The sequence below is a fragment of the Pseudoalteromonas lipolytica genome (genome assembly GCF_900116435.1).
Lineage (GTDB): Bacteria > Pseudomonadota > Gammaproteobacteria > Enterobacterales > Alteromonadaceae > Pseudoalteromonas > Pseudoalteromonas lipolytica.
On sequence record NZ_FPAZ01000027.1, the window covers coordinates 20,444 to 32,585 of the forward strand.

Consider the following 12,142-nt stretch of genomic DNA (forward strand, 5'->3'; position numbering starts at 1 on the left):
CCGTTATGACGTTTATTTACTGCATGGATATAAGTTAAGGAAATCAAATGTTCGCTAAAAAATACCCTACAATTACGGTGGCCTTACTCAGTGCTGCATTATGCGCATGCCAAAGCACAACAACTTCAACAACAAATCAAAACAGTCCAAATGTGAATGAAGTAGCACAGCAACAGTATAACGGTCCAAAAGCACGTATTGCCGTGGCGCGCTTTACTGATAAATCAAATGATTCACGATGGTGGCGAAAAGAAATTGGTGAAGGCATGGCAGATCAATTAACGACTGCGCTGGTCAGTACGAACCGTTTTATTGTATTAGAGCGTCAAGCACTTGATGCCGTCTTGTCAGAGCAAGATTTAGCGGTCTCTGGAAGAGTAAGCGCTGCATCGGGGGCGGCTTACGGTGAAATTGAAGGGGCTGAAATTGTGGTTGTGGCCGCAGTAACCGAATTTGATGACGACAGCTCAGGTGCCAGTGTTGGCAGTGGCGGCTTTATTGGTGATGTGTTTAGCTCGGTATCGGCAGGCTTCTCAGGCTCGCATATGGCAATTGATCTACGCTTAATAGACACTCGCACTTCGCGTATTCTGGCAGCCACCAGCGTAGAAGGCGGAAGTAAGGATTTTGACTTCACCTCAGCAGCCACTAACTTTGGCGGCGCACTCGTCGGGGGTAATCTCAGCGGATGGTCAAACACCCCTAAAGAAAAAGCCTTACGAGAAGTGATTGTTAAAGCCGTCGAGTTTTTAGAAAGCAAAGTACCTAACACTTACTATCGCTACAATAGTGATAATACCATTGCTACAGGACACTCTGCTCCAGCCCCTCTAAGAGCGACAGCAAAAGCAACTGGCGCAAAAACCGCCGTCGCAAACACACCGTCAGTCACAGTGCCCACTCATAGAATGCCCCATTACGAAAAAATGGACTTGGCAATGTCACGTTTAAACTTAGTCTGCTTGGGCTACTTAAAAAACCAACCTCATTACGAAGAGTTTGAAACAGAAGATGTAAAATACGATCGCGCAACGGTTATTGCACTCACTGAATATCAACAAGAAAATAAACTCACCGTCACAGGTTTGGCTGATGAAAAAACCAAACAGTCACTCGATAATACCCAATGTATTGCTAAAACGAATAAATCAGGGCTGGAAAGCTTAGGCAGTATGTTTAAATTTAACTAATTGAAGTAACCAAGCTTAATAGCGTTAATTAGCCTTATACAGCCAGTAATAACCACTGGTTGTATTGGCAAAAATGAGTGACGGTGTCCCTGAACGTTTTATTCTCATTTTTGCTAACATCTTCCATTTATAAAATTTGTACTAGTTCACCACGATAAAAGTCACACAATAACCAAATTTGCTGGAATGGATGCCCTTTTGGTACATCGAGATGAGTGAGCACGGCCTTAAAATCATCTAAGTGCCAAATAGTGCTGGCATTACGGATCAATAACCATGGATGCTCTGATTCATACTGTTTTTTCGCTTTTTGCGCGAGTAACCGATGCAGTGCACAATGTAAACGCTGATCGCTTGGCTCAAGTGCCATCTCAGCAAGGTCGCGCTGCATACCAATTGACAAGGGCCGTCCTAATACGGCCATCGCCTCTGTTTCACTGGCGTATAAATGCGCAATTTCAATATCGAGACGCTGCTCACCTTTATAGCAGCTCACATCAGGCTTACTTGGTGTATTATGCCAAATATTGCGCATTTTGATCCCAAACTCTTTTTCATAACAGCGCAAAAATAATTTTGCGGCGCCATGCTCAAGGGCTATTTTTTCTTGCTCACTATCACGATTCATTTAATGTCGCATATACGTCACTTAATAACCCCGAAGCACCAAACCTAAATAGTTTAGGCTTTATATAGGCTTCACCCATTATAGATTCAGCTAAGGCCAAGTATTGAGCGGCATCAGCAACGGTTCTCACTCCCCCTGCGGCTTTAAAACCGACGTTTTTACCGCTTGCTTTAATTGCGGTTAAAATTATCTCTGTTGCAGCTAAGGTTGCATTAACCGCCACTTTACCCGTACTCGTTTTGACAAAATCAGCCCCGCCATCAATCGCAAGTTGGCTCGCTTTAGTTATTAACTCATCTGTTAATTCGCCACTTTCGATAATCACTTTTAACACGGCTTTATTGCCGCAGGCATCTTTTGAGGATTTGACGTACGTTAAAACCTTCTCTTCATCACCTGCAATAAGGGCTTTGTATGGGATCACTAAATCAATTTCGTCAGCGCCACGCTCAATAGCAAACAAGGTTTCATTTATCACCTGTTCTAAAGGCTGCTCTCCTGTTGGAAAATTGGTGACGGTGGCCACCTTTACTTGCTTTAGCGCACGCTCTGCCAACGCTAATTTAGCATCACTAACAAACTGACTATAAACACACACCGCCGCAGGCACGCCTAACTTTGGCTGAATACTAGCAATAAGATCTTCAATTGTTTGTGCCGTATCGGTGTCATTGAGGGTTGTTAAGTCCATGAGCGCCACAGCTTGGGCTGCGATTGTTTGCATGTTTTTCATAAATCGTATTTTTGTGTTGCCATAATAGTGACCCATAGTAGCAAATTTTTATGTTCTGGCTATAACTCATAACGAATCACCATAAGCCTAGTTATTTTCTTGTAACTCGCCGCAATCCCTTGTTAACTAAGTCTTAAGCCAAATAGAACCACCCAATATAACTTTTAGTTATATAAATTGGGTTTTAATTATTTTTTACTTAACAATACGCACTATATTCTGCTTGTCTGCAATAAGCAGTTTCTTTGATGTTTTTTAGGGGTATAAACAACGTGCAATATTTACCTATCTTTACCAAATTAGACGACAGGCCCGTATTGGTAGTCGGCGGTGGAGATGTTGCGTTACGCAAATGCCGCGCATTTTTAAAAGCGCGCGCACACGTGACGTTAGTCGCCCCTGAATTTTGTGATGAGCTTATAACCCTTGCAAACACGGGTGAAGTCACGCTAATTAACGACATATTTCAAGAACACCATTTAGATAAACAAATGTTGGTTATTGCCGCAACAGATAACGATGCGGTTAACAGCACGGTTTTTGAGCTTGCTAACGCACGCAACATTTTCGTTAATGTCGTTGATGATCAACCAAAGTGTAGTTTTATTTTCCCCTCGATTGTTGACCGTGACCCTATCACTATTGCTATCTCAAGCGCGGGGACAGCCCCTGTTTTAGCACGTCGCTTACGTGAAAAACTCGAAACGCTTATTCCACAACATATTGGCCCTTTGGCTACTTTAGTCGGGAGTTTTCGCGACAAAGTAAAGCAACGTTTTAAACATTTCGCCGACCGTCGCCAGTTTTGGGAAGGTGTGTTTGATTCATCGGTTGTGAGTAAAGTGCAAGCAGGCGACACCACCGCTGCGTCGGCGCAACTAGAGCAACTACTCGAAGCCAAGCCTGAGCCCGAAGGTGAAGTATATGTTGTGGGCGCAGGCCCAGGTGACCCAGAGCTATTAACGTTAAAAGCCCTGCAATTAATGCAACAAGCCGATGTTGTTGTGTATGACTACCTTGTGTCTGATGAAATTATGGAACTGGTGCGTCGCGATGCCGACTTAGTATGTGTTGGCAAGCGCTTGGGCGATCATAGTGTAGCACAAGAAGATACCAATCAAATGTTAGTTGATTTTGCTAAGCAGGGTAAAAAAGTATGCCGCATTAAAGGGGGCGATCCATTCATTTATGGCCGTGGCGGTGAAGAAGTACAAGTGCTTGCTGCCAACCAGATCCGCTATCAAATTGTTCCTGGTATTACTGCTGCAGCCGGTTGCAGTGCTTATGCGGGTATCCCATTAACACATAGAGACCATGCACAAGCCATCCAATTCGTTACTGGGCACTGTAAAAAAGAGGGTCAAGAACTCGATTGGCAGTCGCTTGCTAAACCTAATCAAACCTTAGCGATTTATATGGGGGTGATTAAGTCACCTCATATCCAAGCACAATTATTAAAACATGGTCGCGGTGCAGATACACCAGTGGCCATCATTGAAAACGGCACACGTAAAGAACAACGTGTCGTGACGGGGCAGCTAGGTGAATTAGCCGATTTAATTTCACGGCACAGTATTATTTCACCAGCGTTATTAATTATTGGCGAAGTTGCATCACTGCATCATCAACTTGCTTGGTTTGGCCAAACGGCACAAACCAGCAGCTTTGCCCAGCCTTTAACAGGCGTAGCGTAATTTAACTTTTAATCATTTTAGTAGGACGACTAACAATGGCTTTAACACACCTTCAGCAATTAGAAGCTGAAAGTATCAAGATCATGCGCGAAGTTGCTGCTGAGTTTGAAAACCCGGTTATGCTTTACTCAATCGGTAAAGATTCATCGGTGTTATTACACTTAGCACGTAAGGCATTTTACCCAGCAAAAATTCCATTTCCTCTTTTGCATGTTGATACCAACTGGAAATTTAAGGAAATGATCGAGTTTCGCGATCGTTTAGCCAAAGAATATGGCTTTGATTTAATCGTCCATAAAAACCCTGAAGGTTTAGCGATTGATATTAATCCGTTTGTTCATGGCTCAGCGAAGCATACCGATATCATGAAAACCCAAGGCTTAAAACAAGCGCTTGATAAATATGGTTTTGATGCTGCATTCGGCGGTGCTCGCCGCGATGAAGAAAAGTCACGTGCCAAAGAGCGTGTTTATTCTTTCCGCGATAAGCACCACAGATGGGATCCTAAAAATCAACGTCCAGAGCTGTGGAATACTTACAATAGCCAAGTTAATCCGGGTGAAAGTATTCGTGTATTCCCTTTATCTAACTGGACTGAGCTTGATATTTGGCAATACATCTACCAAGAAAACATTGAAATGGTGCCACTATATTTAGCCAAAGAACGCCCTGTTGTTGAGCGCAATGGCACTCTCATTATGGTTGATGATGAGCGCATGCCGCTTGAAGAAGGCGAAGTACCGCAAATGAAGTCGGTCCGTTTTCGTACCCTTGGCTGTTACCCACTTACTGGTGCTGTGGAATCAACCGCCAGCTCATTAACTGAAATTATTGAAGAGATGTTGTTATCAACATCATCTGAGCGTGAAGGTCGCGTGATTGATCACGACTCTGCAGGCTCTATGGAAAAGAAAAAACGTGAGGGTTATTTCTAATGTCTAAAACTAACGACACGATTAATGAAGTAAGAGAGCTAGGCATCGACGCCTACCTTGCGCGTCAACAAGACAAAAGCCTTTTACGTATGCTGACATGTGGCAGTGTTGATGACGGTAAATCAACGTTAATCGGCCGCCTTCTGCATGACAGCCACCAAATTTATGAAGATCAACTTGCAGCCCTTCACAAAGACAACGAAAAAGTTGGTAATGCAGGTGAAGAGCTTGACTTAGCCCTACTCGTTGATGGCTTGCAAGCTGAGCGAGAACAAGGCATCACGATTGATGTTGCGTATCGTTATTTCTCAACAGCAAAACGTAAATTCATTATTGCGGATACGCCTGGACATGAGCAATACACCCGCAACATGGTAACAGGTGCATCAACCAGCGATGTGGCAATTATCCTAGTCGATGCACGTTATGGCGTGCAGGTACAAACTAAGCGTCATAGCTTTATTTGTGACTCTTTAGGGATTAAACAATTTGTTGTTGCTATCAATAAGATGGACATCGTCGATTTTGACGAAACCGTGTATGAGAAAATCAAAGCCGATTACCTTAAGTTTGCAGAGCAGTTAAACGTCACAAACATTAAGTTCGTACCTATGTCAGCATTGAAAGGCGACAACGTTGTAGTACGCTCTGAACATACACCTTATTACACCGACAAACCGCTTCTAGAATTACTCGAAGATTCCCCTGCGGCTGAAATTGATACTGGCTTTGAAGCACGCTTACCTGTGCAATATGTTGTGCGCCCTAACTTAGATTTCCGCGGTTTCCAAGGAACACTCACTTCAGGTACGTTCAGTGTGGGTGATGCCGTAAAAGTATTACCATCAGGAAAAAGCTCAAGTATCAAAGAGATTGTCACCTTCGATGGGAACCTTGATACAGCCGAAGCAGGCCAAGCAGTTACACTAACGCTTAACGACGAAATTGATATCAGTCGTGGTGATGTAATTGTACCAGCCGCATCTAAAGCCGCTGTAACAAACCGTATTCAAGCCAAACTTGTGTGGATGCATGAATCTCCCTTGGTGCTAGGTAAAAACTATAACTTTAAGTTAGGCAGCAAAAATACCTCAGCGGTGGTGAAAAAAATTGATCACACGATTGATGTAAATACCTTAGAGCATGGCCAAGCAGACTCTCTGCAGCTAAACGAAATTGCTATTGTAACCCTCGAGCTTACAGAAACAATTTTGGCAGATGAGTATCACGACAACCATGAAACAGGGGCATTTATCTTAATCGATCGCCTATCAAACTTAACGGTTGCAGCAGGTATGATCGAGCAGTTATTAAGCACTGAAGAGCAACAAAGTGGCTTTAGCGACTTTGAAGTTGAGTTTAATGCACTTGTTCGCAAGCACTTCCCTCATTGGCAAGCGCTTGATATAACTAAGCTTAAATAATCACAATTCGCCTGTTATAGGAAGTAAAAAGCATGTATCAACAGCTGGTATTAACAGGCATTATGCTGGTATTAGTCGGGTGCCTATTTGGCACACGATTAAAACCAGCATGGTTATTTGTGAGCGCCATTGGAATTAGCTATCTTTCTGGGCTTATTAGCCTTGAGGATATGCTTGTTAATTATGCCAATCCCTCGTTAATCACCCTGATACTTTTAGTATTGGTATCAATTGCGGTAGAAAAAACCACATTGGTACAGAAACTTGCCCAATCCTTATCAAAAGGTAGCCTGACAAGCTCTGTCACTAAGCTTGGCTTATCGACCGCCTTTTTGTCATCGTTTACTAATAACACAGCCGTTGTGGCATCTCTTATTAGTGCCATAAAAGAGAGCCCGACACATTCGCCATCAAAACTATTACTGCCTTTGTCGTACACCGCAATACTCGGCGGCACAATTACTTTAATTGGCACCTCAACTAATTTAATCGTCAATGGTTTTGCTGTTGAAGCGGGCATGGCTCCCTTAGGTTTTTTTGATTTTACACTGGTTGGTTTAGGCGCATTAAGTGTGGGCCTGATCACCATTATTGTAATGCTTAAATACCTACCCGATAACGGTAAAAATAACCAAGAAGTCGTGCCATTTTACTTAGAAGGCAAAGTAGAAGCTGATTCAAAGCTGATTGGTAAAAGTGTTGAAGAAAATGGTCTGCGTGAATTAAAAGATCTCTTCCTTGCTGAAATCATTCGTGGTGACAAACGTATTTGTGCCGTCACCCCAAAACAAGTAATCAAAGAAGGTGACGTATTATTATTTGTCGGCGATATAAAGTCTGTTCCTTTACTGACTCAATTTGATGGCTTAAAAGTGGTTCATGACAAGCACGAGAAAGATGTTGAACACCTTGTTGAAGTGGTCGTGAGTCACTCCTCTAAATACATTGGCAAAACGATTAAAGAAATTCGCTTTCGCGAACAGTTTCATGCGGCAGTAATTGCAATTCGTCGAGGTCATGACCGTTTACAAGGAGGCCTAGGTAAGGTGCAATTACAAGCTGGTGATTCCTTGATTCTCGCGCCGGGTAAAGCATTTTACACACTCCCAAACTTAAAGCGTGAGTTTGTTTATATTTCGGGTCTCGATTTACAAACACATTTAAAAGCAAAGCAATCAAACATTGTGCTGGCTAGTTTTGCCGGGGTTTTAACGTTAAGCATTATCGGTTTAGTCCCCTTAGTAAAAGGCTTATTGGTGTTACTCATTGGCCTAATGCTCAGCGGCACAATTAAGCTCAGTGAAGTTAAACGTCGCTTCCCTATCGAATTACTGGCGGTTGTAGGCAGTGCGATTGGACTCGCCAAACTCATGATTGGCACCGGTTTAGCTGGTGAAATATCAAATGGCATGCTTTATGTGTTAGGTGACTTTGGCCCTTACGGGGCATTTATTGCTATCTTCTTAATGACGGTCATGTTTACCGAATTGATTACCAACAATGCAGCCGCCGCACTTTCATTTCCTGTTGCGTATGCGCTGGCTATTGGCTTTGATGTTTCCCCACTGCCCTTTATTATGGCCGTGGCCTTCGGTGCATCGGCCAGCTTTATCTCACCATTTGGTTATCAGACCAACCTTATGGTGTACAGTGCGGGAAATTACCGCTTAAAAGATTACATTGCCATGGGCCTTCCTTTATCGATTATCTATTCGATTACGGTACTTACATTGATACCACTGGTTTTCCCATTTCAATAACAAACAACGAGAACAGATACAATGAATGAGAATATCGTTTGGCATAACTACGCAATCACTAAAGCACAACGTAGTGAGCAAAAAAAGCATAAGCCGACTATTTTATGGTTCACTGGCTTTTCTGGCTCTGGTAAAAGCACCGTGGCCAATGCGCTAGAAAACGCACTAAACCAACTTGGTGTTCACACCTATCTACTTGATGGTGATAACGTACGCCATGGGTTATGTAAAGATTTAGGCTTTACTGATGAAGATCGTGTTGAAAATATTCGCCGCGTAGGCGAAACAGCGAAACTCATGGTCGATGCCGGTCTTGTGGTACTCACCGCATTTATTTCACCCTTCCAAAGTGAACGCGATATGGTAAGGAACTTGGTAGATGATGGTGAGTTCATCGAAGTGTTTTTAGATACTCCACTCGACGTATGTGAAACTCGTGACCCTAAAGGGCTTTATAAAAAGGCACGTGCGGGTGAAATTAAGCATTTCACAGGTATTGATTCAGACTACCAAGTTCCAACATCACCCGAAATTAAAATCGATACGAGCAAAAACACCCTAGACCAATCGGTGCAAGAACTGGTAGCGTATCTAAAACAACAGCAAATTATAGGTTAAATCATGAATCATACGGAACTGCTAGAAGAAATCTTACTGCTGGCGCGCCAAGCAGGAAATGCCATTATGGGTATTTACGAAAAAGATTTTAACGTCGAATACAAAGCCGATGAAAGCCCAGTAACCGACGCCGATCTAGCAGCTCATAAAGTGATTGTTAATGGCTTAAAACAGTTAACGCCAGACATTCCGATTCTAAGTGAAGAAAGTGCAGATATTAGCTGGGATGTTCGTCAAACCTGGCAACGTTATTGGCTAGTCGACCCGATTGATGGCACAAAAGAGTTCATCAAAAAGAATGGTGAGTTTACGGTAAATATTGCGCTTATTGAAAACGGTAAGCCTATTTTAGCCGTCGTCGACGCACCTGCATTGGGTGTCTCATATATTGCAAGCAACGCCATTGGTGCGTTTAAAGATAAGGGCGATGAACGCATCGAACTTAAAGTTACCCGCAAGCCAAATAAAGGGCTTATTCGTGTTGTTGGCAGTCGCTCACACCCTTCCCCTGACCTAGCTGAATTTGTAAAACAATTCGATGACGTAGAAATGGTCTCAAAAGGCAGCTCACTAAAACTATGTTTAGTAGCCGAAGGCAGCGCCGATATTTACCCTCGCTTAGGCCCAACCTGCGAGTGGGATACAGGCGCAGGCCATGCGATTGCCGAAATAGCAGGAGCAACGGTTAGCAAACTCGATGGCAGTCCACTGCTGTATAACAGTAAAGAAGAATATCTGAATCCGTATTTTATAGTATCGGCGTTACAGGACTAGTCTTTAGCAGTCGATGTTATAGAGTGAAATACTACATAAGCTGGGTAACGCGAAGCGAAACCCAGCGACTTAAAGTAAAAACTTACCCTCTCTAAATTAACGTTAAACTAGCCTTTATGCCTGTGTTCCGATAATATTTTGCCCTCTTAATCTATTAAAGGAATGACGATGACGACTGTTGAAAAAGCCATTGAGGCAGCTTACCAAGCGCAAATCACTTCTCTTTACAAAGCACTATCACAAGGTGTGCTTGCTGCTAATGGCGATGAAAGTGAAATCACAGCAGCTGAAGCTCGCTTTAAAAAAGGCTTAGCATTTGCTGCTGATATAAAAGCCCGCGCACTTGCAGCAGCAGAGTAAACACCACAACTGGGCTTAACTAAACTAGCCCAGCATTTCCTTTTGTAAGTCTCTCCTTACAGCATAGTTATCTAAATACAACGCTAAAACATGCATTCTTAGTTGCTTTTCTATATGCTGCGCGACAATTATTATTCTAATAGTGGAGTGCTAATGAACACACAACAAGATGCTGCGCAGTTTAGTGCATCGACAACAAGTAGTAACTCGAAATGGAATCTTCACGACACCCAGTGGGTATTAAGTTTATTTGGCACAGCAGTGGGTGCCGGCATTTTATTCTTACCCATTAATATCGGTATAGGCGGGTTCTGGCCATTAGTGATTATGGCGTGCTTAGCCTTTCCTATGACTTACTTAGCTCATCGTGGCTTAGCTCGTTTTGTATTATCATCAAAACAACCAGATGCTGACTTTACCGATGTGGTAGAAGAGCACTTTGGCATGAATGCTGGGCGGCTAATTTCTCTTTTATATTTTCTTTCTATCTTTCCTATTTTACTTATTTATGGCGTTGGCCTAACCAATACCGTAGACAGCTTTATCGTTAATCAATTAGGTATGGAATCACCACCACGCGTGCTTCTATCAGGCATTTTAGTGGGTGGTATGATTAGCTTAATGCTAGGTGGAGAAGCACTCATGTTGCGTGCTTTTGCTATTTTGGTCTATCCACTCGTCGGTATTCTGTTTTTCTTATCGTTGTATTTGATCCCAAGCTGGCAGATGCCTGACGTATCAATTCCTGAATTTTCAGGCTTTATGAAAACGCTCTGGTTATCAATTCCTATTATTGTGTTCTCATTCAGCCACGCCGCTGCAATCTCAAGTTTTGTCCATGTACAGCGAGCTCATTACGGCAATAATGCTAAAATGAAGTCAGAAGCAATTCTGAAGCGCACCAGCTTATTGTTAATCGTATTTGTATTGCTGTTTGTATTTTCGTGTGTGTTGTCTTTATCATCAGAACAAATGCTGCAAGCTAAGGCCGAAAACGTTTCTATCTTGTCGTTTCTTGCCAATATTACTGATAACTCATTCATTGCCACACTAGGCCCGTTGGTAGCGTTTATCGCCATTACGTCATCTTTCTTAGGCCACTTTTTAGGAGCCCGCGAAAGTTTCAATGGTCTTGCCAGTAAGCAAGCACATATGAACCCTAAACTCGTTGATAAGATTGGCACTGTTATCATGTTCTTCGCTATTTGGTATTGCTCGGTGATCAACCCAAGTATTTTAGACATGATGGACCAGCTATCAGGCCCAATTATCGCCATGATCTTATTCATTATGCCCATGATTGCCGTGTATAAAGTCCCTAGCCTGCAAAAATACAGGCACCGCTTAAGTACTTTATTTGTGCTAGCTATTGGCTCTCTTGCTGTTCTTGCGCTTATTTACAGCATGATTAAATAACAGTAAGTACTGAATATATGATATAAAAGCCCAGCGGGGAAACCTGCTGGGCTTTTTCGTATTTATTCGTCAAGCACCGCGTTGTTGTGTTGCTCATTAATGAGAGACGGATTAGCGTAAGGTGAAGTAGCCCATTTTAGAGCCTCCAATCTTGTCATCATGATTAAACAACGTTAGGACTGTGATTGAACATCATGATTACAAAGCGTAGGAACGGCTTTAGCCATGAATGTTTCTGGTTATGTGTGAAGAGCATATCAGACACTTTCGGCACTAAAGTACCTTATATGGACTCCTCCTATTGCACAATACCCTTCGTTAATTTTGTTAGACTGCGTACTTATATGCGGGCTCATAATGAGGAGCTACCTCGGCCCTATGATGTTTTCGCGCCCTTGTGCCTCTTCTCCTACTCGGTGTTTTAACACACTAATCACTTTACAGGCTATCAAGGGTGGGTCTAACCGCTTAACGCAGGTTCTTGGTCAATACAGTTATTTCTGTTATCGAAGACTAAATGTTAATTTGCTAGTAGGCTTGGTTCATAACGCGTGCCCTTTTTCAGCATGGCATACGCCGTCCGAACTGTTTTATTTGCTAACGCAATGGC

General features: G+C 42.8%; 11 protein-coding genes. 9 read left to right on the forward strand and 2 right to left on the reverse strand.

Annotated features, from left to right (window positions below):
* Positions 1-47: 47 nt before the first annotated feature.
* Positions 48-1,190 carry a CsgG/HfaB family protein gene (locus tag BM378_RS19460; protein WP_036971581.1) on the forward strand — a complete coding sequence of 381 codons (1,143 nt, stop codon included), beginning with the start codon at positions 48-50 and terminating at the stop codon, positions 1,188-1,190.
* Between the two features lie 127 nt (positions 1,191-1,317).
* Here the strand turns inward: BM378_RS19460 and BM378_RS19465 are convergent, their stop codons facing one another.
* Both BM378_RS19465 and deoC read right to left on the reverse strand, forming a co-directional pair.
* Entirely contained in the window at positions 1,318-1,818 is a 501-nt protein-coding gene (locus tag BM378_RS19465) for a hypothetical protein (protein ID WP_036971583.1), read from the reverse strand.
* Complete coding sequence (gene deoC, locus BM378_RS19470) at positions 1,808-2,551, reverse strand: deoxyribose-phosphate aldolase (protein WP_036971793.1); 744 nt, start codon at positions 2,549-2,551, stop codon at positions 1,808-1,810. Before deoC ends, BM378_RS19465 begins: the two co-directional genes overlap by 11 nt.
* Before the next feature lie 272 nt (positions 2,552-2,823).
* On the opposite strand from deoC, the gene cysG reads away from it, so the two are divergent.
* The 8 genes from cysG (at position 2,824) to BM378_RS19510 (ending at position 11,532) form a co-directional block, all read left to right on the forward strand.
* On the forward strand, positions 2,824-4,245 hold the full coding sequence (cysG, locus tag BM378_RS19475; protein WP_036971795.1) for a siroheme synthase CysG: 1,422 nt from the start codon (positions 2,824-2,826) through the stop codon (positions 4,243-4,245).
* Between the two features lie 35 nt (positions 4,246-4,280).
* The gene (gene cysD / locus BM378_RS19480; RefSeq protein ID WP_036971584.1) at positions 4,281-5,180 is read left to right on the forward strand and encodes a sulfate adenylyltransferase subunit CysD; all 900 of its coding nucleotides are present in this window, start codon (positions 4,281-4,283) and stop codon (positions 5,178-5,180) included.
* Positions 5,180-6,604: a sulfate adenylyltransferase subunit CysN gene (gene cysN / locus BM378_RS19485; RefSeq protein ID WP_036971586.1), complete on the forward strand. Its 1,425-nt coding sequence runs from the start codon at positions 5,180-5,182 to the stop codon at positions 6,602-6,604. The genes cysD and cysN overlap by 1 nt, the downstream gene beginning before the upstream one ends.
* A 32-nt stretch (positions 6,605-6,636) precedes the next feature.
* Complete coding sequence (locus BM378_RS19490) at positions 6,637-8,364, forward strand: SLC13 family permease (protein ID WP_036971588.1); 1,728 nt, start codon at positions 6,637-6,639, stop codon at positions 8,362-8,364.
* Between the two features lie 21 nt (positions 8,365-8,385).
* Positions 8,386-8,982 carry an adenylyl-sulfate kinase gene (gene cysC / locus BM378_RS19495; protein WP_036971590.1) on the forward strand — a complete coding sequence of 199 codons (597 nt, stop codon included), beginning with the start codon at positions 8,386-8,388 and terminating at the stop codon, positions 8,980-8,982.
* Positions 8,983-8,985: 3 nt separating this feature from the next.
* Positions 8,986-9,756, forward strand: coding sequence for a 3'(2'),5'-bisphosphate nucleotidase CysQ (gene cysQ, locus BM378_RS19500; protein ID WP_074989832.1), 771 nt, complete (start codon positions 8,986-8,988; stop codon positions 9,754-9,756).
* A gap of 168 nt (positions 9,757-9,924) precedes the next feature.
* Complete coding sequence (locus BM378_RS19505; RefSeq protein WP_036971594.1) at positions 9,925-10,116, forward strand: hypothetical protein; 192 nt, start codon at positions 9,925-9,927, stop codon at positions 10,114-10,116.
* A 153-nt stretch (positions 10,117-10,269) separates the two neighbouring features.
* Positions 10,270-11,532, forward strand: coding sequence for an aromatic amino acid transport family protein (locus BM378_RS19510; RefSeq protein ID WP_074989833.1), 1,263 nt, complete (start codon positions 10,270-10,272; stop codon positions 11,530-11,532).
* The last annotated feature ends 610 nt before the right edge of the window (positions 11,533-12,142 follow it).

Bases quoted from the DNA above. Each gene is read 5' to 3' on its own strand.
- BM378_RS19460 (WP_036971581.1), top strand. From the start codon at position 48: ATGTTCGCTAAAAAATACCCTACAATTACGGTGGCCTTACTCAGTGCT.
- BM378_RS19465 (WP_036971583.1), bottom strand. From the start codon at position 1,818: ATGAATCGTGATAGTGAGCAAGAAAAAATAGCCCTTGAGCATGGCGCC.
- deoC (WP_036971793.1), bottom strand. From the start codon at position 2,551: ATGAAAAACATGCAAACAATCGCAGCCCAAGCTGTGGCGCTCATGGAC.
- cysD (WP_036971584.1), top strand. From the start codon at position 4,281: ATGGCTTTAACACACCTTCAGCAATTAGAAGCTGAAAGTATCAAGATC.
- cysN (WP_036971586.1), top strand. From the start codon at position 5,180: ATGTCTAAAACTAACGACACGATTAATGAAGTAAGAGAGCTAGGCATC.
- BM378_RS19490 (WP_036971588.1), top strand. From the start codon at position 6,637: ATGTATCAACAGCTGGTATTAACAGGCATTATGCTGGTATTAGTCGGG.
- cysC (WP_036971590.1), top strand. From the start codon at position 8,386: ATGAATGAGAATATCGTTTGGCATAACTACGCAATCACTAAAGCACAA.
- cysQ (WP_074989832.1), top strand. From the start codon at position 8,986: ATGAATCATACGGAACTGCTAGAAGAAATCTTACTGCTGGCGCGCCAA.
- BM378_RS19505 (WP_036971594.1), top strand. From the start codon at position 9,925: ATGACGACTGTTGAAAAAGCCATTGAGGCAGCTTACCAAGCGCAAATC.
- BM378_RS19510 (WP_074989833.1), top strand. From the start codon at position 10,270: ATGAACACACAACAAGATGCTGCGCAGTTTAGTGCATCGACAACAAGT.